Origin of the sequence: Bradyrhizobium sp. CCBAU 53351 (genome assembly GCF_015291745.1) — a bacterium.
Taxonomy (GTDB): domain Bacteria; phylum Pseudomonadota; class Alphaproteobacteria; order Rhizobiales; family Xanthobacteraceae; genus Bradyrhizobium.
Genome location: NZ_CP030059.1, coordinates 5,047,634 through 5,069,836, shown reverse-complemented (window position 1 = coordinate 5,069,836; position 22,203 = coordinate 5,047,634). Strand labels below are relative to the sequence as shown.

The window sequence follows — 22,203 nt, the reverse complement described above, 5'->3', positions numbered from 1 at the left end:
AATCGTTAAAATGCGAGGCAATTGGTGCAGGGAGGGCCGTGTTTGCGTCGCATCCGCGCGGTGCCAAGGCACACGAGGCGCCTCTCCCCATCATTGCGAGGAGCTCTTGCGACGAAGCAATCCAGTGTCCCTCGGTGGAGAGATTTCTGGATTGCTTCGCAACGCTCGCAATGACGGAGTGTATGGCGAGCGGCGTCGCGATGCGTGTGCCGCCAGCATGCGGAACGAGGGGCCGTCTTCTATTCGTCCTTGCCGCGCGTGATCGCGATCGACGCGTCCGTCTTGGTGCGCGTGCATTCCATGTTGAGGCGCCGGTAGCGCATGGTGACCTTGTCGCCGCGGAGCAGGCCCATCCGCTTCAGGCAGCGTGTCGCGCCTGTCGTGGTGTCGTCCTTGGTCACGGTGAAGACGATCGCGGCCATCGAACCCACCAGCGCATAGAACTCCGGCTTCGGCTTGCGATCACCCTTGGCGTAGAGCTCGATCGAATATTTGTCGCCGCGGCAGCCGACCGAGAGCTCCTTGGCAGCGGGATGCGTGAGGTAGACGACGTTGGCGGCCCGGAAATTCACCTTCAGGCGGTCGACCTGGTTCGCCAGCTCCTTGGCGCTGTCGTCGCAGCGATCGGCGCGCGCGGGCGAGGTGAGGGTCACAAGGCCGGTGATGGCGGCGGCGAGGAGGATCGCGCCGCGGACGTTCAAGTTCAATGTCATGATGAAAAGCCCCTTAGGGCGCGCATTCAAGCGTCGGCGGCCGCGAAGCGCAAGAGTGGGATCTGGGCTTTCCACGTGCTGCGCCAATGCTTTCCCGAGCCCTGGCGGCCCTGTCTCATGCACACCAGTCCCTTCCTTTTCCGTCCAAAATGGGCTTAGAACGCTTCTACGCGAGGGCCTGCGCGTGGCCCCAAACCCCCTGGATTCGCCCATGAACGCTCCCACCGCCTTCCCCGACCAGTCCAAGCCCGTCCCGCCCTACAAGCACACCCCGCTGTTTCCGCTGGGCAAGGACGAGACGCCCTACAAGAAGATCACGGCCGAGGGCGTCCGGGTCGAGAAGGTCCTGGGCAAGGACATGCTGGTGGTATCGCGCGAGGCGCTGCGGGCGCTGTCGGAGGCGGCCTTCGGCGACATCAACCATTACCTGCGGCCGGGCCATCTGAAGCAGCTCCGCGCCATCCTGGAGGACGGCGAGGCGAGCCCCAACGACAAGTTCGTCGCGCTGGACTTTTTGAAGAACGCCAATATCGCGGCCGGCGGCGTGCTGCCGATGTGCCAGGACACCGGCACCGCGATCATCATGGGCAAGAAGGGCTGCAACGTCATCACCGACGGTGACGACGAGGCGGCGCTGTCGGAAGGCGCGCGCGATGCGTACCTCCGCCGCAATCTGCGCTACTCACAGGTCGCGCCGCTCTCGATGTATGAGGAGAAGAACACCGCCAACAACATGCCGGCGCAGTGCGAGATCTACGCCGAGGGCGATGATGCCTACAAGTTCATGTTCATGGCGAAGGGCGGCGGCTCCGCCAACAAGAGCTTCCTGTTCCAGGCCACGCCCTCGGTGCTGACCAAGGATCGGCTGCTCGCGTTCCTGAAAGAGAAGATCCTGACGCTGGGCACCGCGGCGTGCCCGCCCTATCACCTCGCGATCGTGATCGGCGGCACCTCGGCCGAGCTCTGCATGAAGACGGTGAAGCTCGCTTCTGCTCGCTATCTCGATGCGCTCCCGACCCACGGCTCGCCCGACGGCAACGCCTTCCGCGACGTCGAGATGGAGCAGGAGATCCACAAGATGACGCAGTCGCTCGGCGTCGGTGCGCAGTTCGGCGGCAAGTATTTCTGCCACGACGTGCGCGTGATCCGCATGCCGCGCCATGGCGCATCGCTTCCCATCGGGCTTGGCGTGTCCTGCTCGGCCGACCGCCAGGTGCTCGGCAAGATCACCAGGGACGGCGTCTATCTCGAAGAGCTCGAGCATAATCCGGCGCAATATCTGCCTGAGGTCGAGCAGTCGCTCGGCGGCGAGGTCGTCAAGATCGACCTCAACCAGCCGATGAAGGACATCCTGGCGACGTTCTCGAAGCACCCGATCAAGACGCGCGTCTCGATGACCGGCACCATGATCGTCGCGCGCGATAGCGCGCACGCCAAGCTGCGCGAGCGGCTGGAGAAGGGCGAGCCGCTGCCGGATTACTTCAAGAACCATCCGGTCTACTACGCCGGCCCCGCCAAGACGCCCGAGGGCTACGCCTCCGGCGCGTTCGGTCCGACCACCGCGGGCCGCATGGATTCCTTCGTCGACCAGTTCCAGGCCGCGGGCGGCTCGATGGTGATGGTGGCCAAGGGCAACCGCGCGCCCGCCGTGCGCGAGGCCTGCAAGAAATATGGCGGCTTCTATCTCGGCTCGATCGGCGGCGCCGCGGCGAACCTCGCCGAGCACTGCATCAAGAAGGTCGAGGTGCTCGAATATCCCGAGCTCGGCATGGAAGCGATCTGGCGCATCGAGGTCGTCGACTTCCCGGCGTTCATCATCATCGACGACAAGGGCAACGACTTCTTCAAGGAGTTGAATCTGGGTTGAGGTGACGTTCCCCGGACGCTGCGCAGCATGGAATGATGCGCTGCTGATCCGGGGTCCACATGGCGGCATGGGTCGGCTCTGCGACGCACCGCTTCGCGCTGCATCGCGTCCGGGACACGAGATTTACCCGCTCAGCTGCAAGTCGTGACCTGGTTGGAGCACAGCGCGCGCCACCAGCCGCGCACGCCGTCATAGCTCTCGACCAGGCCCCAGAAGCCGCTGCAAGCGAGCAGGCGCTTCGGCCCGCCGTCACCGTCGATCGGGCCGCCGAGCTCGCGCTGGGCCGGCATCCATTTGGCGTCGACGAAGGGCGCCTGAAACAGGCCGCCGGCGCGCGTGCCGCCATTGGCGTAGTTCGCGCCGACCTTGTTGGACGCGACCCAGCCGCGACCGGCATAGGGCTCGGTGCGCTGCGCGGATATCGCTTCTCGTCCTCGTAGTCCTTGCCCGGAGGCTTGGCACCTTCGATCAGGAACCAGCCGCTCTTGAAACCGATGATGCGGAATTCGGTGAGCCAGCCGCCATCGGGCGTGTTCTCGGCGCCACCGAGCTTCAGCATATAAGGCGGCGGCAACGTGCCGAGCACGCGCGCTTGCACCGATGGCTCGGCACGCACGTTGAGGCCGCTCGCATCCTTGTCGATGGACCAGGCGCCGAGACTGCAGGGCTCGGTGCCCTCGGGCAGTGTTGAGCGCTTTGCGGCGAGATCGGCATGCAGCTTGGCGAAATCGGTCTCGTCGTCGTCAGGGGCCGGCTCGGCGCGCGGCTTCAATTCGGCCGAGACCGCGCGCGTCGCATCTGGGGTCAGCGTGACGACGAGGGCCAGACGCGCGGCGAACACGCTGGCCGGTGTCTTCGGATCGTTCGATGTCGCGGGATAGACGGCGAGGTAACCGGTCGCACCTTCAGTACGATAGGCGTGGCCTGCGACGTAGCCCGCCGGCACCAGAGCGAGCGCGCTTGCGCGCCACGCCGGTTCGGTGTCGTCCGCACGCGCAGCTTGCGTCACGACGCACAGGATCGTTGCCGCGACGAAACGGAGCGCACGCATGGTCATTCAACGTGAGGCGTTAGGCGCGGGCGCCCGTGAACGGGAAGCTGCCCATCGGGCCGATCCCCATCTCGCCGTTGATGCTGTCGCCGGAGACGGTGCCGGTGAATTCGAGCGTGAGCGGCATGGGCTTGTCGATCGAGACCTTCCAGGAGACGTTGTCGCCAGAGACGGTGCCGTCGAAAATCTCGGTGGTATTACCTTCCGCACCCTGCGTGCCCGTGAGCGTGCCGCCCGCCGCCTTCAGGCTCAGCGTCGCCTGGCGCTCGCCCATCGGCGTCGTCATCGTCAGATTCCAGTTGCCGTCTACGGCCATTCCCGTCTCCCGAACAAATCCCGGCGGACCGCGACGATCCGCGGCCAGTCCCAAGCGAGCCTATAGCCCAACTCGCAGTTCCTGCCTAACCCTGGAATAGGGCATTTAGGCGCGGGCGGCAGCCCGCCGGCGGCTGGTGACGATGAGCCGGAGGACGACATATTGCACGGCAAAGGCGAGGATCTTGGCGCCGCCCGCGACCACCGTGAGGTAGAATGCCCACAGTTTCAGATCGCCGGTGGAGGCGACCACGATCATGCCGGCGCCGATCACGAACATCAGCACCGCCCAGGCATAGCCCGCAGCCGTCACATATTCCGGAACGGTTTCGACGACGAGCGGCGGCATGTAGCGCAGCATCCAGCCGCGCTTGAGCATGATCGCGCCGATCGCGAAATGCGCGATCGAGGGCTTTGCCATCATGAAGCGAGGATCGTTGGTCAGCAGCGTGATCGTGCCGAGGCCAACGACGAGCGCGAGGCTCGCATAGGTCATGTAATTGAGTTGTTGCCCCTTGATGCGGGCGTAGATCACCTGCGCGACCGCGCCGGCGACCGCCACCGAGGTTGCCAGGATGACGTTGTCGGTGACGAGATAGATGACCAGGAAGAGGATGGCGGAGAAGAGATCGGAGGCGAGGCGGGCGAATACGTCCTTCATCGTCAATCCTGTTCAGCGGGCGTTGGGCAATGCGCGGGCGGGCGTACCGTACTTGATCTGGCGATACTCGGGATACCACTTTGTGAAGTAGATCGCGCTGTTGCGGGCGGCGAAGGCGACGGCAAGGCTTGACCAGAGCGGCAGGCCAGGGACGTAGAGCAGCACCAGATTGGCGGCCGCCATCAACAGCGCGGCCGCCGTCCAGGCGCCGGTGATGACGTAATTGGCATAGAGAAAGCCGGGCATCGCCGCGGTCTCGGCCGGCACCGCTTCCAGCGCATATTGCAGCGTGAAGGGGCGGCGCATCAGCATCGAGCCGAGCGAGATGATGAAGATGCCGATATCAACCGACAGCTTGACGCCGAGCGTGCCGAGCTGCGGATCGAGCAGCGCGAGATAGAGCCCGATGGCGGCGAATACGACCGCCGACCCTGCGGCCAGGGTCTTCACCGAGCGGCCGCGTGCCACATCGATCGCGACGGTGGTGAGGCAGATCGCGGAGGCCGCGAACACGCTCACCGTGGCCGAGGTCACCAGCATCAGGAACGTGTAGGCGCCGTAGGGCGCGAGAATCAGGAAAATCGCCATGGCCACCTCGGTAAGGCCGATCTTTACGATGTAAAGATAAATAATTCAGGCGTGGAGCGGGGTCAAGCAAAATCTTTACAGTGTCAAAATGACGTAGGCGATGTGCAAAAGCTGAAGCGTTGCAATGGCTTGGTCGAATGCCTCGTCAGCCAATTCCGCCCAGGGCAGCCCCGACAAGAGAGGCAGCGCGCAGATGATCGCGAGGCCGAGGGCGAGCAGGATGCCGCCATTGAAAATGACCTGGCCGCTCCGCCGCAGATGGGCCACCTCGAGTGCGAGCGCGGCGCAGATCAGGGCGAGGACGGCGAGGAAGTCTGCGGTGATTGAGGGCATCTGCATACGACCTCTTCGTAACACGACTGTGCTGTGGCTCCGGGCGCGCCAAATGGCGCGCCGCGGCATGACGGGCGTTACTGCGCGCCCACCCAATTGCCGTGAAACCCGTCGGGCACGCGATGGCCGAGCTGCACCAGCGCGACGGGGCCCGCTTCGACATCGGTGGCGTTGAACACCGCGAGGTCGCTGCGGTTCTCGCGCGCGCGCCAGACCACCGCGAGCAGCCAGCCATCGCCCTCGCTCGCATCCTTCGAGCGCTCGACGAACACAGGCTCGGAGATGGTGTCGCCGGCGGGCAGCAGATAATGGCCGAGCCGCCTGCCGTTGTCGTCGACATGGACGACGCCGGCGAGGGCGCCGAACATCGGCAGTTTCGGATTGGCGCAGGCGTACCAGCCGTGACGATTCTTCAGCCCGGCGCGGCGGTCGTCGATGCGCGGGAATTCGCCGGTGAGATCGTCGAGATAGGTCTGCTGGAAGCGATCGGTATTGCCCGAGAGGTCGAAGGTCCAGCGGCAGTGTCGGGCGCGCGACTTCTCCGGATCGGTCGGCCGTCCGTCGGGATGCGGAAACAGCGGCGCTTCCTCGAACTGCATGACGTCGGCGACAATGCGGTTGTCGTCCTCCCACGCATTCATGACGTGGAAGACGTAGCAGGCTTCACCGCGGAACCAGACGATGTCCTTGGCCGTGCCGTTCCGCTTCATCACCCCGACATAGGCGCCCTTGTCCGGCTCCCAGGCGTAGGGCGGCCGTCCGCTCATGGCGCGCTCCATGCTGCCGGTGATCGGCAGGATCGGAAACAGCACATGGTTCGCGGTGACGATGAAGTCGTGCACCATGCTGGCATAGGGCGCCTCGAACCGTTCGAAGCGCGTCGCCTTGCCGGAGGCATCGATCGAGCCGTAGGAGAGGGCGGGCGTCAACGGACCCGCGGCGTTGTAGCCGAAGAACACGAGCTCGCCGGTGACGGGGTCGATCTTCGGATGCGCGGTGAAGCTGCCGGCGACACGGCCCTGATAATTGTGATAGCCGCGCGTCGCCAGCGTGCCCGGCTCGATCTCGGTCGGCAGATGCGCCTCTTCCAGCGCCAGCAGCTTGCCGGCATGGAAGACGATGTTGGTGTTGGCGACGCCGCCGTCGGTGAGATCCGCCGGGGCATCGGGCAGCTTGCGGCCGAAGCCGCCGAACAAAGCGCGGCCGGCATCGTGCTCGGCAAGCCATTTCGGCGTGCGGACCCAGCGGTTGCGGTAGCTGGCGCGGCCGTTCTCGAGGTGGAAGGCGTGCAGCATCCCGTCGCCGACGAACCAATGCGCGCCCGGCGAAGAGAACTGCGGATTGGGACCGTTGCGATAGAGCACCCCGTTCAGATCGCGCGGCAATTCGCCGATGACCGGCAAGAATGGTGCGTCCGCTTCGAACGGGATCGGCGCGATATTGTTGCGGCGCTCGGCGATGGCGTCGTGCTGCACGGCATATCCTCCCTATCTTTACAGCGTAAAGATCAGATAGCGCCACTTGCCATTCCGGTCAAGTGAAATCTTTACACTGTCAATATTGCGTCATATAGCTTGTAAATGACGAAGACCGACACCAAGAGCGAAACCGCGCGAAGCTCGCGCGCCCCCAAAAGAACGACGTCGACCGCGGCATCGCGCACCTCGCGCCGCACGGCGAGCGCGAAGGCCGAGACGCCGTATCATCACGGCGCCCTACGCGATGCGCTGCTCCAGGCCGCCGAACGGGTGTTGGAACGCGACGGGCTCGCGGGCCTCACATTGCGTGCGGTGGCACGCGAGGCGGGCGTTTCGCACGCCGCGCCCACCCATCATTTCGGCGATCTCACTGGCCTGCTCAGCGAACTCGCGGCCGTCGGTTTCCGTCAGTTCAATGCCGCGATGGCCTCGTCCTCTGACGCTGCCAGCACGCCGCTCGAACGCGCCCTGGCGCGGCCGAAAGCCTATGTCGCCTATGCGCAGGCTCATCCCGGCATGTACGGCATCATGTTTCGCACCGAGCGGCTGGATTATTCCAGACCCTCGCTGCACGAGGCGGCTGAAGCCTCGTTTGCCGGCCTGGCGAATGCCATCGGCGCGATGCGGCAGGAGCAGATCAGCGAGGATGCGCTGACGCTGAACCAGGGCGCCGCGATCGCGCGCGCCTGGTCGATGGTGCACGGCTTCACCACGCTGCTGCTCGATGGGCGCCTCAAGGATATCCTGGAGCGGCTGCCCGAGGGAACGACGGCCGAACGCCTGCTCGAGGCGATGCTGACCGCGCCGATCGCCGTGAAGCCGCTCGGCTCCTGATCATCAAGAGCGAGCGCAACTCTTGCGGTGGTCGCGCGTTGACGCCGCATGGCAAAATCAACGCGCGCTCCCTGGGAACGCTCAAATCCCCGCAAGCGGGCCGGCAAGTCCTCCAAGCATCTCAGTCCCGCGCAGAAATCAGCGGCGAAAGCGCGCGCCCACCGCGCCGGCCGCCGCTATCCCAACCTCGTGGACAACATGCGCATGGCAGCAAAGAAGAAGTCCTCCAAGAAGAAGAGCTCGAAGAAAACTTCAAAGTCGAAGGCGTCAAAGGCAAAGTCGACGACATCCGCGAAGAAGACCCGCAAGCGCAACGCGAAGAAGGCCAAGTCCCGGAAGCACCGCGCATCCGCGCGCGAAAAGGATCCGCGCGGCGGTCTGACCGCGGCGGGCCGCAAGGCGTTCGCCCGCAAGCAGGGCGCTCATTTGCGGCCGGGCGTCACCAAGCCAGAATCAGAGATGACGCCGCAGGAGATGCGACGCAAAGGCAGCTGGGCCGTTCGCTTCTATGGCCGCGCGAAACTGCCGCCGTTGGTCGATGGGAAGGGGCAGCCGACCCGGCACGCGCTGTCGGCCCATGCCTGGGGCGAGCCGGTTCCGAAGACGGTGGCGGCGGCACGGCGCATTGCCGCGAAGGGCGAGCGGCTGCTGGCGCGCTATCGGCGCGCCAAGGTGAGAGCCTAGCGCATCGTCGCAAGCTCGACCGCGCGGCCGCGCGTGCCGATGATCTTCACCTCGTCCTTGCCGCAAGTGAAGCTGCGGGCGAAATCGTCCGCGGCCTTGCGCGCCAGCTCGTTGGCGGTGGGGTTGGCGATCGCATCGACATAGGCGACGTGGCAGACCGGGCCCGGCGGCAGCCGGGTCACGACCAGCATGGCCTTGGTGTTGGGCCGCCCCTGCTTGTCGGGATCCGTGTTGTCGGCGATGTGCCAGCGCTGGATGATCGCAAACGGCTTTGCGCCCATTGCGCGCCACTCGATCGTGGTCTCCGACGAATTGAACGGGGCGAACCAGACCTTGGCGGCAGGTTCCTCGGCCGCTTGCTTGCGATTGCGGCCGACCGAGACGATTTCGCGGAGATCGTCCTCGGCAATCAGCACCAGGAAGCCGTTCTTGCCCGGACAGAGGCGCGTCGTGCTGCCGTCGAGCTCGCTGGGCTTGCCGATGGAGCGGCAGTTCTTTGGCGCTGTCGAGGTGTAGGTGCTGCCCACGGATTGGGCGTCTGCACTGTTCAAGCCGATGCAACTGATCAGGGCGGCGAGGCCAATGCGGGTGATAAGGTTCATCATGAGGGCTTTGACGCTGCGGGAACTCCGTACCATCAGACGTCTTCATTGTGGGCAAGGTTCAAACAGGGATGGGATAGGCCTGACAGCGGCGCGGAATCGTTCTAGAAGAGCGGCTTCGCCTGAGGCATCGTGCCTCGTTCGCGTCCTCATTTCTCTTGATCATGCCAGCCATCGCTTCCAGCAAATCCTATCGCGTCGGCCGTTCCAAAACCGGGCTCGGCCTCTTCGCCACCAAGCCAATCAAGAAGGGTACCCGGATCATCCGCTATTTCGGACCGATCCTGGATTCGCGGATTCCCGAGCAGGACGACATCGAGAACAAATACCTGTTCGAGCTCAACGGCCGCTGGACCATCGACGGCTCGGTGCGCAAGAATCTCGCCCGCTACATCAATCATTCCTGCCGGCCCAATGCGGAATCCGATGTCCGCCCGCGCGAGCGCAAGGTGTTCATCCGCGCCATCAGGAACATCGAGCCCGGCGATGAGATCAACTACGATTACGGCACCGACTATTTCAAAGCCTATCTGAAGCCGATCGGCTGCAAATGCGAGTCCTGCGAGAAGAAGCGCAAGAAGCTGCGCGCCGAGGCACGGGCGGAAGCCGCCAAGGTGAAGGCGCGCAAGGCGAAGAAAGTGGTGGCGAAGAACCTGCTCGCGAAGGCTTCGAAGAGCAAGGCCGCCAAAAAGAAGAAGCTCAACGGTCATGCCGTGGTCAAGGCGAACGGTCGCGTGCGGGCGTAGCCTCTGCTCTCGTGCCCCGGACGCAGCGCCCCTTGGCGACGCGCCGCAACGCCGAAAGCCTTGCAGCGCGTCCGGGACACGAAAGGCCTCACGCCGCCGCTGCGCGCTCGCTCCTGCGCAATCCCACATATTGCAGCTCTGCGAACACGCCGGTCGCGATCGCCTGCGCGACGACCATGAGTTCGCCGGTGAGATTCGGCGACACCGCGCCTGAGAGCAGTAGCGCAATGCTGCCGACGGTCCAGGCCGCATTGCCGACCACGACCAGCAGCACGAGCGCCTTCGCCACCGAGGCGCGCGAGGCCAGCCAGCCGACCAGCGCGGCGTAGGCAATCAGGAACAGGCCGGTCTCGCGCAGCAGCGCTTCCGGCAGGTTGAATAGAGTTGCGAACGCGCTCGCGCCGAAGCTGAAGCCGAGCGCGGCGACGCCGCTGAAGATGCTATCTGCGAGCAGGGCGCGGCGCAGGAAGGTGGAAGCGTCGATCATCGTAGGTCTCCTTGCTTGGGGGGCTCGGGGTGAAACTCAGCGCCATCCGCGCCAGCGGGCGCGGAGCAGGCGGGCGAGGCGAAACGGACAGAGGCTCTTGCCGACGCCGTGCTCGAAGGCGATGACCTGTGCGACCACATAATCGCCGGTCGAATGCACCAGCGGCTCGGGCATGTTGAGGCTGCGCGCCAGCATGCGGGTCGCGAACGTCACGGCCCAGGGAACAAGGTGGTCTGCGACGGTCCGGTAGAGCAGCAGCGCGATCATGGTCATCTCCTGTTGCAACAGAAGATGCGCCGGCCCAGGGGCCAATTCGATTACCTCAGGGGTAAGGCAGATCGCTATTCAGGACAGTTTTGGGATTTTCAACGCGGTTTGCGATTCGCGAGGATCGCGGGCGTTTTGGCTACGTCGAGGCGCCGAACAGCCTGCGCAGCGCCGGCCACCACTCGCCGGTCATCGTGAACTCGAGCCCGAGCCGGGCTCCGCAGGCAATCGCCAGCAGGGTGATCGGTGCCGAGACGGCGAGCGTCGAGAACGCCGTCAATCCCTGGCCGATCGTGCACCCCATCGACATGACGCCCCCGATGCCCATCAGCAGCGCTCCGGTCATGTGACGCTTCAGTTCGCGCGCGTCGTCGCAGGCCTCCCAACGGAAGCCGCGCGCGAGCATCGCTGCGGCGAACGAGCCGGCCACGACGCCGGCGACGGAGCCGATGCCAAAATTCAGCCGCGCCCCGGAGAAGGTCGCGATGTAGAGGATGCTGTCGCCGAGCGGTGCGACGAAACTGAGCGACGAGACGCGGGCGGGATCGAATTCGTCATCGGCGAGCCATCCGGTCGCGAACCAGCCGAATGCGACCGCGCCGCCGACGGCAAGGCCGGAGGCCAGCAGCCTGGGCGATCGGACCAGCCTGCCGTCCGCGAGCGCCCAGACGGCAAGCGCCGCGGCGATCGACACGACGAGGAGCGCGCGCAACCCACCTCCCGCACCCAGCAGCGAGGTCAGCGTCTGGTTATTGCCCTCGGAGAGCCGCAGCGACAACGGTTCGATCAGCGTCACGCGTAGCATGCCCGTGATCCCGCGCATGGTCGCGAGCGCCGAGAGGCCGAGCACGAGAAAGACCACGATGGCCCTGAGGTCTCCGCCGCCGACACGGACCAACGTGCCGAAGCCGCAGGTGCCGACCAGCGCCATGCCGATGCCGAACGTCAGCCCGCCCAGAATCGCACCGCCAAGTCCGATCGACGGCGTCAGGTAGATCGACCGCGACAGATCGACGATGCCGAACTCGGCGAGCGCCTGGGTCGCAAGCAGCGCCACGGCCGCAGCCAGCGCAAAGGATTTCAGCCGGCGCAGATCCGCTCCGAAGAACGCATCCTCGAGCATCGCCAGTGTGCAAAATCGTCCCGCGCGACCCGCGACACCGAGCATGGCGCCGGCCGCAAGCCCGCATGCGAACGCTATGGTCGAGGGGTTCAGCATTCCTCCCGGGGATGTTCATTCTTCCTTCCGGCAGTTTGTGCCGGAGGGTTGTGGAAATCCAGAGCGGACAATTACCTGCGCCGCCGGCGCACCGGCTCGCAGAATACGTCGTAGACGGCGGTCAGGATCTTGCGGACGTCCTCGCTGGCGAGGCTGTAGTAGATGGTCTTGCCGTCGCGGCGCGTGGTGACCAGACGGTCGAGCCTCAGCCGCGCGAGCTGCTGGGATACCGTCGATTGCCGCTCGCCGAGGAATTGCTCGAGCTCGGTCACGGACTTCTCGCCCTCGGCGAGGATGCAAAGCAGCAGCAAGCGGGATTCATGCGACAGCGCCTTGAGCATGTCGCTGGCCTCGCGCGCCTTCTCGATCATCTGCTCGAGTTCGGCGGAGCCTTCAATCTCCTTCAGCTTCGGCAACGGCATCGCGTCAAGTTCCTCTCACCAAAATCCGCAAGACCAATCACGACCTCTCGGGTTCCGAACCCGCATTTGACAGGATTCGGTCCAAGAGGCCGAAGAAGAAGGCATCCCCCGGATAGCCGCGAATGCGTCCGATCTCGCGGCCCTCTTGTACCACGACGAAAGTCGGCGTGAAGGCACCCGGATCGATTCCGGCGAGATCGGCGGGAACGGGGCCGTTCAGGTTGACCCGGCGCAGCGGTGCGGTCCTGCCTTCCCAGGTCTTGCCGTAGATCGGCGCGATCTCGGCGTTGAAGCGCGCGCACCAGGCGCAACCGGCCCGTTCGAACATGACGAGCTCGGCGGCGCGCGAGGCGGTCGCCGGCAGCGCCAGTCCGAAGGCGAGGGCGAGCAAAACGATGATTCTTGTCATGCTGCGTGACCGGTCTTCTGGATTGCCTGACGGGCTTGCATTGCAAACGTGCCTGGCGCTTTATATCATTAAATTCGTATATGTGCTAGGGATGGGGCGGAAATGACCTTGGACGTCACGCTGGGTGCGGCCTTCGTCGCGGGCCTGTTGTCGTTTCTGTCGCCCTGCATCCTGCCGCTGGTCCCGCCCTTCCTGTGCTACATGGCCGGCGTCTCCGTCACGAATCTGTCCGGCGACAGGCCGGATCTGCGGCCCCGTATCCTGGTCTCCGCGCTGTCCTTCGTTGCAGGTTTCTCGCTGGTCTTCGTCGCGCTCGGCTCGACCGCCTCGATCGCGGGGCGCTTCGTCTCCGCGCATCTGTCGACGCTCGGCATCGTCGCGGGCGGGCTGATCATCGTCATGGGCCTGCATTTTCTCGGGCTGCTCAGGATTCCGCTGCTCTATCGCAGCGCGACCGTTCAGGTCGACAACCGTCCGGCCGGCGTAGCGGGGGCCTTCGTCATGGGCCTGGCATTTGCGTTCGGCTGGACGCCCTGCGCGGGCCCTATCCTCGCCGCGGTGCTGCTGATGGCGGGCTCGGAGGACACGACCGGGCGAGGGGCGCTGCTGCTGCTCGCTTATTCGGTCGGGACCGGCATTCCCTTCCTGATCGCAGCGGCCTTCACCGGCCGCTTCATCTCAGCGCTGGGCCGTATGCGCCGGCATCTCGGCTTGATCGAGAAGACGATGGGCGTCTTCTTGGTCGCGACCGGCTTGATGTTCCTGACCGGGTTGATGCCTGCGGTCTCGGAATGGCTGCTCGAGCATTTCCCTGCTTTGACCAGCATCGGCTGAGGCTAGCCGTAGCGGAAGTCGAGCAACTGGGCGAAGGACTGCAACTCGATGAGGTAGCGATGCACAAGGGGGCCGTCGCCGGCCTTCGCGGCCTGGGCGATCTCGCCGCTGCTGGCGATGGCGCCATCGATCAGGCGGCGGAATTCGCCCTGAGCGGCGATCTCGCCATTTGCCTGTTCGTTGCAGCTTTGAAGCCGATCGCGGAACGCGCTTGCGGCCGCGACCGTCTCCTCGGCGTTCGCTGGCGCCGGCTGCTCGCCGAATCTGACGGCTGCGACCCGCAACCTCTCCATGGCGGGCGCGATCTCGAAGATGCAATCGCCGAGATCGTAGAGGCCAGCATCTTGCCTCAGCGCGTGAAGAGCCTGTCGAAGCCCCAGCAGCTCGCGGCCGGCGGCGACATTGTCGCCGCGGTCCAGCGCCCCCGTGATCGCCGTGAGTCGGTCGCGCCCCCGCGCGAGAAATCCCGCCAATTCGGCTGGCACGTCGGCGGGCAGGGAGCTGTCTTGCACGAACCGCCGCCACCGGGTGACTGCCTCGTCCGTCTCGATCTGCGCCAGCGCGACGTTGCCGGTGCGCGCATAGCTCGCGGCCGTGCGAAGATTGGCCATAACCGGCGCCATCGCCGATGCAAATTCGGCACGTCTGTCGGTCTCCGCGCCGAGCGCGAGCGTATTCGAGGCCAGCCACGCCAGCAGCACGATGGTGCAACGCAAGATCGGAACTCCTTGTCACATTCGTGTATTCGAATATCATAATGAAAATGAGCATTGCGCAAGATCTTCCGACGCACCAAGCCCCGCTATCGCTTCTGCCGACGCGGCGCGGCCTCCTTGCACTCGCTGTGGGCGCGGCCCTCGCCGGGCGCCGCGCTGCGGCCGCAGAGCCCACGGTCGGAGAAGACGGGCTCTATCACGAGCCCTGGTTCTTGCAGAGCTTCCTCGATCTGCGCGAGGACCTGGAGAGCGCGGCGGCGGGCGGCAAGCGCCTCGCCATCATGTGGGAGCTGCGCGGCTGCCCCTATTGCCGCGAGACGCATCTGGTGAACTTCGCCGATGCCGGCATCGCGAGCTATATCCGTGACAATTTCGAGGTGTTGCAGCTCAATTTGATCGGCTCGCGCAAGGTGACCGATTTCGACCGCGAGGAATTGGCCGAAAAGGATCTCGCCCGCAAATACGGCATCAGGTTCACGCCGACCTTTCAGTTCTTTCCGCCATCCGCCGACGGCCTCGACGTGAAGGACGCGATGGTGCGCGAGATGGCGCGGGCCCCCGGTTATCTCAAGCCGCCGCACTTCCTGGCGATGTTCCGCTTCGTGCGAGAGCGTGCTTATGAGCGCGGCTCCTTCCGGGATTTCCTGGCCGCGAACGGCTGAGCGCAGACGTCTGTCGAATTTCGCTTGACGCCGCGCCGATCACATGAACATATCATAATAACTGAATTTGATGGACCGTGAGTCCGTCGTGATCGAAGGCGGGCGTCACCCCGCGATAAGGGTAGGAAACATGCGGCGCTCGCTTGCGGCTGCGTTTGCACTTTGTCTGTCCGCCGGAGGTGGTCTCGCGCAAGAGGCTGTCAAAGAGCCGATCAAGCTCGATATCGTCGACGACTCCCTGCCGAAATCCCTGACCGGTGCGCCCGGCGATGCCGCCGCCGGCAAGAAGGTGTTTCTGACGCGCACGCTCGGCAATTGCCTGGCCTGCCACCAGGTCACCAGCCTGAAGTCCGAGGAATTCCACGGCGAGTTCGGTCCGTCGCTCGACGGTGTCGCCGGCCGCTACAGCGAGGCGCAATTGCGCCTCATCGTCGCCGATCCCAAGCGCATCTTCACCAACACGGTCATGCCGGCGTTCTTCAGGAACGAAGGCCTCAGCCGGGTGCGACCGGAATTTGTCGGCAAATCCATTTTGACGGCCGCGCAGGTCGAGGACGTCATCGCTTTTCTCAAGACGCTGAACTGACGGCGAGGAGGATCAGGAATGAAGGCCATCAATCGACGGCAGGCATTTGCGCTCGGGGGCGGCTTCGTCATGCTGACGCTGATGCCGATGGCGGCCGATGCCGAAGTGACGAACGATGCGGCGAAGTGGATCGAGAAGTTCACCGGCGGCAAGCAGCCGGCGAAGGGCAAGATCTCGCTCGACCTGCCGGAGATCGCGGAGAACGGCAACACCGTTCCGCTGTCGATCAACATCGAGAGCCCTATGACCGCGGAGGCCTACGTCAAGGACGTCATGATCATCGCGGACGGCAACCCGAATGCGGGCGTGGCGACGCTCTCGTTCACCCCCTTGTCTGGCAAGGCGGAAGCCTCGATCCGGATCCGGCTCGCGTCCACGCAGAACGTGGTTGCGATCGCGAAGATGAGCGACGGCTCGCTGTTCACCGAGCAGAAGACCGTCAAGGTCACCATCGGCGGCTGCGGCGGCTAAGGGCGTCAGGAGAAAACAGATGGCAGACAAACCGCGCATCAAGCTTCCCAAGGAAGCCGCTAAGGGCGAGGTCATCCAGATCAAGACCCTGGTCTCGCATGTCATGGAATCGGGCCAGCGCAAGGATGCGCAGGGCAAGACCATTCCGCGCAAGATCATCAACAAGTTCGCGTGCGAGTTCAACGGCAAGCCGGTGTTCTCTTGCGCGCTGGAGCCGGCGATCTCGGCCAATCCCTACGTCCAGTTCGACGCCAGGATCGACGAGGCCGGCACGTTCAAGTTCTCCTGGACGGACGACGACGGCACGGTGATCACGGCCGAAGAGAAGATCGCGCTCAGGGCATGATGCGCATCGCGCATTGAGGGAGACTCGAATGGCGCCACGATATCTTGCTTTGGCCGCTGCGATCGTGGCCGCCGCATCGGTTGCGACGCTCGCCTGCGCAGAGGAAACCGAGCGCAAGGGCATCGCGGCGCCGCCCGGCCACGTCTTCAAGACCATCATCTCCGGCTACGAGTTCCGCAGCAAGGAGACCCGCGCGCTGCAGGACGACGATCTCGAAAACCCGGGCTTTCTCGCCGTGGAACGCGCGGCGGATGCCTGGAAAAAGGTCGAGGGCAGCGAGGGTAAGTCCTGCATGAGCTGCCACGGCGAAGCCGAGACCAGCATGAAGGGCGTCGGCGCCGCCATGCCGAAATGGGACGACAAGTTGAAGAAGCCGGTCAATCTCGAGCAGCGCATCAACATCTGCCGGAGCGAGCAGATGAAGGCCGAGCCCTGGAAGTTCAAGTCCCGCGAGCTGACCGACATGACGACGTTCGTGCGCTATCAGTCGCACGGCATGAAGGTCTCGGTGAAGACCGACGGGCCGATGTCGCCCTGGTTCGAGCGCGGCAAGCAGATCTATTACACGCGCTACGGCCAGCTCGATCTCGCCTGCGAATCCTGCCACGAGCGCAACAACGGCAAGTTCATGCGCGCCGATTTCCTGAGCCAGGGCCAGACCAACGGCTTTCCGACCTACCGGCTGCGCGACCAGCGCCTGGTGCCGCTGCATGAGCGTTTCGAAGGCTGCATGTTCGACGTGCGCGCCGAGCCGTTCAAGCCGCTCTCGGACGAGTTTCTCGCGCTCGAACTCTATGTCGCCTGGCGCGGCATCGGTCTGCCGGTCGAGACGCCGTCGGTGCGCAACTGAAACGATGAGCTTGCAGGAGCACTGCGCATGATCTCTCGCCGCGAGTTCATTCAGGTTGCCGCGGCAACGGCGGCGCTGTCGAGCGGCGTCGGCTCCGGCCTGACGCGTGCGGTCGCCCAGCAGCGCCTCACCGAAAAGGAATTGCTGGCCTTCGAGCCGCTCGGCAACGTCACGCTGGTGCATGTGACCGATATCCACGGTCAGCTGATGCCGCTGTATTTCCGCGAGCCCTCGACCAATCTCGGGGTGGGCGAGGCCAAGGGCCTTCCGCCGCACGTCACCGGCAAGGAGTTCTTGACGCGGTTCGGCATCGCGCCGGGCTCGTCGGCGGCCTACGCGCTGACCTCGGAGGATTTCGAGTCGCTCGCCAAGAGCTATGGCCGGATCGGCGGCCTCGATCGCGCCGCCACCGTGATCAAGGCAATCCGCGCCGAGCGCGGCGACAAGGTCGCGCTGCTCGACGGTGGCGACACCTGGCAGGGCTCGTGGTCGTCGCTGAAGACGCGCGGCCAGGACATGATCGACTGCATGGCGCTGCTGAAGCCCGACGCCATGACCGGACATTGGGAATTCACCTACGGCACCGAGCGGGTCAAGCAGGCGATCGAAGGCCTCGGCTTTCCGTTCCTCGGCCTCAACATCCGCGACACGGAGTGGAACGAGGCCGCGTTCGACGCCTCGACCATGATCGAGCGCGGCGGCGTCAAGATCGCGGTGCTCGGTCAGGCCTTCCCCTATACGCCGGTCGCCAATCCGCGCTGGATGATTCCGACCTGGTCGTTCGGCGTGCGTGAGGAGGACGTGCAGGCGCAGGTCGACAAGGCGCGCAAGGGCGGCGCGCAACTGGTCGTGCTGCTCTCCCACAACGGCTTCGACGTCGATCGCAAGCTCGCAAGCCGCGTCAAAGGCCTCGACGTCATCCTGACCGGACACACCCACGACGCATTGCCCGAAGCCGTCAAGGTCGGCAAGACGCTGCTGATCGCTTCGGGCTCGTCCGGCAAGTTCGTCTCGCGGCTCGATCTCGACGTCCGCGACGGCGAGATCAAGGCTTACAGGTACAAGCTCATTCCGCTGTTCTCCGACGTGATCGGCGCGGACGCCGAGATGGCCGCGAAGATCGCCGAGGTACGCAAGCCTTTCGCGTCCGATCTCGCCAAGGTGCTCGGCAAGACGGACTCGCTGCTGTACCGGCGCGGCAATTTCAACGGCACGTTCGACGATTTGATCTGTCAGGCACTGCTGCAGGAGCGCGACGCCGAGATCGCGCTCTCGCCCGGTTTCCGCTGGGGCACCAGCGTGCTGCCGGGGCAGGACATCACCTTCGAGGACGTCACCAACGCCACCGCGATCACCTATCCCGCCGTCTACCGCATGGGCATGACGGGCGCGCGACTGAAAGAGATCATCGAGGACGTCGCCGACAATCTCTTCAACGTCGATCCCTACTACCAGCAGGGCGGCGACATGGTGCGCATCGGGGGGCTCGCTTACGCGATCGACGTCGCCAAGCCGCAGGGGCAGCGCATCTCGGACATGCAGATGGTCAAGACCGGCGCGCCGATCGATCCCGCCAGGGAATATCAGGTCGCGGGCTGGGCCAGCGTCAACGAAGGCACCGAAGGACCGCCGATCTGGGATGTCGTCGCGAACTATCTGGCGCGACAGAAAACCGTTCGGCTCGAACCCAACCGGGCCGTCAAAGTTACCGGAGCGTAAGAAGCGATGTCGAAGATGGACAGTTCCCGGCAATCCCGACGTAGTTTCCTGGCCGCTGGCGCCGGCGTTGCGGCGTCCGTGCTCGCGAAGCCCGCCGCGGCGGGAGCCGGCAATCCCGCCAACCAGCCACCCAACGTTCCCGAATGGACGAAATCGCTGGGCGAGGGCGTCGCTGTGCGCCCGTACGGAAAGCCGTCGAAATTCGAGAAGGACGTCGTGCGGCGCGACGTTGAATGGCTGACCGCCTCGCGCGAATCCTCGGTGAGCTTCACGCCGCTGCACGAGCTCGAAGGCATCATCACGCCGAACGGTCTCTGCTTCGAGCGGCATCACGGCGGCATTGCCGAGGTCGATCCGGCCGATCATCGCCTGATGATCCATGGCCTCGTCGAGCGTCCGCTCATCCTCACGCTGGAGGAGCTGAAGCGCTATCCGCGCGTCAACCGCATCCACTTCATGGAATGCGCGGCGAATTCAGGCATGGAATGGCGTGGCGCGCAGCTCAATGGCTGCCAGTTCACCCACGGCATGATCCACTGCGTGCAATATACCGGCGTCTCGCTGCGCACCCTCTTGGAGGAGGCCGGCGTCAAGACCAACGGCAAGTGGCTCTTGGTCGAGGGCGCCGATGCGGCCGCGATGGACCGCAGCCTGCCGATCGAGAAGGCGCTCGACGATTGCATCATCGCCTACAAGATGAACGGCGAGGCGCTCTATCCCGAGCAGGGCTATCCGATGCGGCTCGTGGTGCCGGGCTGGCAGGGCAATCTCTGGGTCAAGTGGCTGCGCCGCATCAAGGTCGGCGACCAGCCCTGGCACACCCGCGAGGAAACGTCGAAATACACGGACCTCATGCCGAACGGCAAGGCACGCCGTTTCACCTGGTCGATGGACGCGAAATCCGTGATCACGAGCCCGAGCCCGCAGGCGCCGATCAGGCACGGCAAGGGCTTTACCGTCGTCTCGGGGCTCGCCTGGAGCGGCAACGGCAAGGTCAAGCGCGTGGACGTCTCGCTCGACGGCGGCCGCAATTGGTGGCCGGCGCGCCTCGACGGTCCCGTTCTCGACAAGGCGCTGACGCGTTTCTACTACGAGTTCGACTGGAACGGCGAGCCACTGCTGCTGCAATCGCGCGTGCAGGATGAGACCGGCTACGTGCAGCCGAGCAAGGCCGAGCTGCGCAAGATCCGCGGCGTCAACTCCATCTATCACAACAATGGCATCCAGACCTGGCATGTGCAGGCCAATGGTGAGGTCGAGAATGTCGAAGTCGCTTAAGCTCATTGCAGCCGCGCTGCTCGCCTCCACGCTGAGCGCGCCGGCGCTCGCGCAGCAGAAGGCGGATGCCAAGAGCGGTCCGCGCTACCACATCGGCCGCGCGCCGACCGCGGACGAGATCCGCGGCTGGGATATCGACGTGCGGCCGGACGGCCAGGGCCTGCCGGAAGGCAAGGGCACCGCCATGCAGGGCGAGAAGCTGTTCATGGACAATTGCGCGAGCTGCCACGGCGAATTCGGCGAGGGCAACGGCCGCTGGCCGGTGCTGGCCGGCGGCAAGGGCTCTCTGACATCGGACAATCCGGTCAAGACCGTGGGCTCCTACTGGCCCTACGCCTCCACCGTGTTCGACTATGTCCGTCATGCCATGCCGTACGGCAACACGGGCTCCCTGTCCGTCGATGAATATTATGCGCTGGTCGCCTACGTCCTGTATCTGAACGACGTCGTCACCGATCAGAACTTCGAGGTGAACAGGAAGACCCTCGCCACGATCAAGATGCCGAACGAGCAGGGCTTCGTGATGGACGACCGCGCCACCAGCGAGAAGTCGTTCTGGCAGAAGGATCCCTGCATGAAGGATTGCATCGCCCCGGTGAAGATCACCGGACGCGCTGCCGCCATCGACGTCACGCCCGAGGACGGCAAGGAGAAGAAGTCCCGAGGCGTGGAGTGAGACACGGCCGGGCGAGCCGCCGCACGCTGCTGCATGCGGTTCTCGCGGCCGGCCTGCTCGTCACGATCCATCCGGCCGTGGTCCAGGCGGCGGAGCCTCACAGGCTCGCGCTGCAGATCAGCGACGACGATCCGGTCAAGATGCGCGCCGTGCTCGATGTTGCCGCCAACGTCTCGCGGCATTATTCCGGGCAGGGCGAGGACGTCGAGATCGTGGTCATCGCCTTCAACGGCGGCCTCGACATGCTGCTCGACGACCGCTCGCCGGTGAGGGAGCGCCTGGTGAATTTCCTGAAATCGATGCCCAATGTGAGTTTCATTGCCTGCGGCAATACGCTGGAGACGCTGGCGGTGAAGGAGGGCAGGCGGCCCGCGCTGCTCGAAGGCATCGGCGTCACGCAGGTCGGGGTTGCCGCGCTGATAGATCTCGCCGAAAAGAACTGGACGATTGTCCGGCCGTAGGGGAGATAGCCGACGATGCGATGGTTGATGGGACTTGCTTTCGTGCTCGTGTTCGCTTGGCCCGCTTGTGCCGCCGAGCAGGAGCTCGAACTGTCGGTCGAGGGCCGCACGACGCTCGCAACACTGCGGACACCGGCGGCGATGACACCAGACACGCCGCTCGTCGTGATGACCCACGGCACGCTCGCGCACAAGGACATGGAGGTCATCCAGGGCGTTGCGAAGGCACTGGAGCAGCGCGGCATCGCCTCGCTCGCCCATACGCTGTCGCTGGGGCTCGATCGCCGCAAGGGCATGTACGATTGCGCCGTGCGGCATGATTATGTCGTTGAGGATGCGGTCGCCGAGATCGGCGCCTGGGTCTCGCGGGCGAGGGGCATGTCCCGGCTCGTCTTGGCGCTCGGTCATTCGCGCGGCGGCAACCAAGTCGCGCGGTATCTCGCAGCAAGCGAAACCCCGCCGGTGACGGGTGCGGTGCTGCTGGCGCCGGTGACCGCAAAAGCCGAGGCCGATGTGCGGGTTTCCTACGCCACGACCTATGGCAAGCCGCTCGAGCCGATTCTGGAGCTGGCAACGAAGGCGATTGCAGCCGGCCGCGGCGGGGAGTGGATGGACGTGCCCGGCTTCATCCATTGTCGCAATGCCGTGGTGACGGCACGGGCCTTTGCGTCATTTTACGCTGCCGATGCCGGCCAGGATACCGCCGCGCTCGTGGCGCGCACGAAGCCGCCGGTGCTGGTGCTTGCCGCGACCAAGGATAGCGTCGTGCCCGACGTCGCAGCCGCCTTCGGCTCGCTTGCTGGGTCGAGCGGCGGCAGGGTCCAGCTCGACACGATCGAAGATGCCGATCATTTCTTCCGCGACCTGTTCGCGGAAGACGTCGCCGACCGCATCGCCGAGTTCATCAAGCAGACACGATAGGAGGGGG

General features: G+C 65.0%; 28 protein-coding genes and 1 pseudogene. 15 read left to right on the top strand and 14 right to left on the bottom strand.

Annotated elements, in window-relative coordinates; translation table 11 throughout:
• Positions 1–239: 239 nt before the first annotated feature.
• Positions 240–713, bottom strand: coding sequence for a hypothetical protein (locus tag XH83_RS24170; RefSeq protein ID WP_194403215.1), 474 nt, complete (start codon positions 711–713; stop codon positions 240–242).
• A gap of 211 nt (positions 714–924) precedes the next feature.
• Here XH83_RS24170 and XH83_RS24165 point away from each other — a divergent pair, with 211 nt between their 5' ends.
• Positions 925–2,580 (top strand): fumarate hydratase, encoded by a 1,656-nt coding sequence (locus tag XH83_RS24165; RefSeq protein WP_194403214.1) that lies wholly within the window; start codon positions 925–927, stop codon positions 2,578–2,580.
• A gap of 131 nt (positions 2,581–2,711) precedes the next feature.
• On the opposite strand, the pseudogene XH83_RS24160 reads toward XH83_RS24165, so the two are convergent.
• The 6 genes and pseudogenes from XH83_RS24160 to XH83_RS24135 form a co-directional block, all read right to left on the bottom strand.
• A pseudogene (locus tag XH83_RS24160) lies at positions 2,712–3,631 on the bottom strand (SH3 domain-containing protein).
• A 19-nt stretch (positions 3,632–3,650) separates the two neighbouring features.
• Positions 3,651–3,947: a hypothetical protein gene (locus XH83_RS24155; RefSeq protein ID WP_194403213.1), complete on the bottom strand. Its 297-nt coding sequence runs from the start codon at positions 3,945–3,947 to the stop codon at positions 3,651–3,653.
• Positions 3,948–4,052: 105 nt separating this feature from the next.
• Positions 4,053–4,607, bottom strand: coding sequence for an inner membrane-spanning protein YciB (locus XH83_RS24150; RefSeq protein WP_194403212.1), 555 nt, complete (start codon positions 4,605–4,607; stop codon positions 4,053–4,055).
• A gap of 12 nt (positions 4,608–4,619) precedes the next feature.
• Complete coding sequence (locus tag XH83_RS24145) at positions 4,620–5,195, bottom strand: hypothetical protein (RefSeq protein ID WP_194403211.1); 576 nt, start codon at positions 5,193–5,195, stop codon at positions 4,620–4,622.
• Positions 5,196–5,270: 75 nt separating this feature from the next.
• Positions 5,271–5,534 (bottom strand): hypothetical protein, encoded by a 264-nt coding sequence (locus XH83_RS24140; RefSeq protein WP_194403210.1) that lies wholly within the window; start codon positions 5,532–5,534, stop codon positions 5,271–5,273.
• Between the two features lie 71 nt (positions 5,535–5,605).
• Positions 5,606–7,003, bottom strand: a complete 1,398-nt coding sequence (locus XH83_RS24135; RefSeq protein ID WP_194403209.1) for a carotenoid oxygenase family protein — start codon at positions 7,001–7,003, stop codon at positions 5,606–5,608.
• 105 nt (positions 7,004–7,108) lie between these two features.
• Here XH83_RS24135 and XH83_RS24130 point away from each other — a divergent pair, with 105 nt between their 5' ends.
• Both XH83_RS24130 and XH83_RS24125 read left to right on the top strand, forming a co-directional pair.
• Positions 7,109–7,840: a TetR/AcrR family transcriptional regulator gene (locus XH83_RS24130; RefSeq protein ID WP_194403208.1), complete on the top strand. Its 732-nt coding sequence runs from the start codon at positions 7,109–7,111 to the stop codon at positions 7,838–7,840.
• Positions 7,841–7,888: 48 nt separating this feature from the next.
• Entirely contained in the window at positions 7,889–8,524 is a 636-nt protein-coding gene (locus XH83_RS24125) for a DUF6321 domain-containing protein (RefSeq protein WP_194403207.1), read from the top strand.
• On the opposite strand, the gene XH83_RS24120 is transcribed toward XH83_RS24125, so the two are convergent.
• Positions 8,521–9,126 carry a hypothetical protein gene (locus XH83_RS24120; protein ID WP_194408385.1) on the bottom strand — a complete coding sequence of 202 codons (606 nt, stop codon included), beginning with the start codon at positions 9,124–9,126 and terminating at the stop codon, positions 8,521–8,523. The genes XH83_RS24125 and XH83_RS24120 overlap by 4 nt on opposite strands.
• A 164-nt stretch (positions 9,127–9,290) precedes the next feature.
• Here XH83_RS24120 and XH83_RS24115 point away from each other — a divergent pair, with 164 nt between their 5' ends.
• Positions 9,291–9,872 carry an SET domain-containing protein gene (locus XH83_RS24115; RefSeq protein WP_194403206.1) on the top strand — a complete coding sequence of 194 codons (582 nt, stop codon included), beginning with the start codon at positions 9,291–9,293 and terminating at the stop codon, positions 9,870–9,872.
• A gap of 88 nt (positions 9,873–9,960) precedes the next feature.
• Here the strand turns inward: XH83_RS24115 and XH83_RS24110 are convergent, their stop codons facing one another.
• From XH83_RS24110 to XH83_RS24090, 5 genes are all read right to left on the bottom strand, one after another.
• Positions 9,961–10,359 (bottom strand): hypothetical protein, encoded by a 399-nt coding sequence (locus XH83_RS24110; RefSeq protein WP_194403205.1) that lies wholly within the window; start codon positions 10,357–10,359, stop codon positions 9,961–9,963.
• A gap of 36 nt (positions 10,360–10,395) precedes the next feature.
• Positions 10,396–10,626 carry a hypothetical protein gene (locus XH83_RS24105; RefSeq protein ID WP_194403204.1) on the bottom strand — a complete coding sequence of 77 codons (231 nt, stop codon included), beginning with the start codon at positions 10,624–10,626 and terminating at the stop codon, positions 10,396–10,398.
• A gap of 139 nt (positions 10,627–10,765) precedes the next feature.
• On the bottom strand, positions 10,766–11,845 hold the full coding sequence (locus tag XH83_RS24100; RefSeq protein ID WP_194403203.1) for a YeeE/YedE family protein: 1,080 nt from the start codon (positions 11,843–11,845) through the stop codon (positions 10,766–10,768).
• Between the two features lie 71 nt (positions 11,846–11,916).
• Positions 11,917–12,267 (bottom strand): metalloregulator ArsR/SmtB family transcription factor, encoded by a 351-nt coding sequence (locus XH83_RS24095; RefSeq protein ID WP_028137430.1) that lies wholly within the window; start codon positions 12,265–12,267, stop codon positions 11,917–11,919.
• Between the two features lie 37 nt (positions 12,268–12,304).
• Complete coding sequence (locus XH83_RS24090) at positions 12,305–12,676, bottom strand: thioredoxin (protein WP_194403202.1); 372 nt, start codon at positions 12,674–12,676, stop codon at positions 12,305–12,307.
• Positions 12,677–12,778: 102 nt separating this feature from the next.
• Here XH83_RS24090 and XH83_RS24085 point away from each other — a divergent pair, with 102 nt between their 5' ends.
• Positions 12,779–13,510, top strand: coding sequence for a cytochrome c biogenesis CcdA family protein (locus XH83_RS24085; RefSeq protein ID WP_194403201.1), 732 nt, complete (start codon positions 12,779–12,781; stop codon positions 13,508–13,510).
• A gap of 2 nt (positions 13,511–13,512) precedes the next feature.
• Here the strand turns inward: XH83_RS24085 and XH83_RS24080 are convergent, their stop codons facing one another.
• Positions 13,513–14,211, bottom strand: a complete 699-nt coding sequence (locus XH83_RS24080) for a hypothetical protein (RefSeq protein ID WP_246776311.1) — start codon at positions 14,209–14,211, stop codon at positions 13,513–13,515.
• A 56-nt stretch (positions 14,212–14,267) separates the two neighbouring features.
• Between XH83_RS24080 and XH83_RS24075 the strand changes: the two genes are divergently transcribed.
• From XH83_RS24075 to XH83_RS24030, 10 genes are all read left to right on the top strand, one after another.
• On the top strand, positions 14,268–14,888 hold the full coding sequence (locus tag XH83_RS24075; protein ID WP_194403199.1) for a thioredoxin family protein: 621 nt from the start codon (positions 14,268–14,270) through the stop codon (positions 14,886–14,888).
• Positions 14,889–15,018: 130 nt separating this feature from the next.
• Positions 15,019–15,474, top strand: a complete 456-nt coding sequence (gene soxX, locus XH83_RS24070) for a sulfur oxidation c-type cytochrome SoxX (RefSeq protein WP_194403198.1) — start codon at positions 15,019–15,021, stop codon at positions 15,472–15,474.
• 18 nt (positions 15,475–15,492) lie between these two features.
• Positions 15,493–15,945, top strand: a complete 453-nt coding sequence (soxY, locus tag XH83_RS24065; RefSeq protein ID WP_194403197.1) for a thiosulfate oxidation carrier protein SoxY — start codon at positions 15,493–15,495, stop codon at positions 15,943–15,945.
• 19 nt (positions 15,946–15,964) lie between these two features.
• On the top strand, positions 15,965–16,291 hold the full coding sequence (gene soxZ / locus XH83_RS24060) for a thiosulfate oxidation carrier complex protein SoxZ (protein WP_194403196.1): 327 nt from the start codon (positions 15,965–15,967) through the stop codon (positions 16,289–16,291).
• A 28-nt stretch (positions 16,292–16,319) separates the two neighbouring features.
• The gene (gene soxA / locus XH83_RS24055) at positions 16,320–17,141 is read left to right on the top strand and encodes a sulfur oxidation c-type cytochrome SoxA (protein ID WP_194403195.1); all 822 of its coding nucleotides are present in this window, start codon (positions 16,320–16,322) and stop codon (positions 17,139–17,141) included.
• 27 nt (positions 17,142–17,168) lie between these two features.
• A complete protein-coding gene (soxB, locus tag XH83_RS24050; RefSeq protein ID WP_194403194.1) occupies positions 17,169–18,860 on the top strand; it encodes a thiosulfohydrolase SoxB in 1,692 nt (563 codons plus the stop codon).
• Positions 18,861–18,866: 6 nt separating this feature from the next.
• Complete coding sequence (soxC, locus tag XH83_RS24045; protein WP_194403193.1) at positions 18,867–20,138, top strand: sulfite dehydrogenase; 1,272 nt, start codon at positions 18,867–18,869, stop codon at positions 20,136–20,138.
• Positions 20,077–20,814, top strand: a complete 738-nt coding sequence (locus XH83_RS24040; RefSeq protein ID WP_194403192.1) for a cytochrome c — start codon at positions 20,077–20,079, stop codon at positions 20,812–20,814. Before soxC ends, XH83_RS24040 begins: the two co-directional genes overlap by 62 nt.
• Before the next feature lie 26 nt (positions 20,815–20,840).
• Positions 20,841–21,275 carry a hypothetical protein gene (locus XH83_RS24035; RefSeq protein WP_194408384.1) on the top strand — a complete coding sequence of 145 codons (435 nt, stop codon included), beginning with the start codon at positions 20,841–20,843 and terminating at the stop codon, positions 21,273–21,275.
• A gap of 15 nt (positions 21,276–21,290) precedes the next feature.
• Positions 21,291–22,196, top strand: coding sequence for an alpha/beta hydrolase (locus XH83_RS24030; protein WP_194403191.1), 906 nt, complete (start codon positions 21,291–21,293; stop codon positions 22,194–22,196).
• Positions 22,197–22,203: the final 7 nt, after the last annotated feature.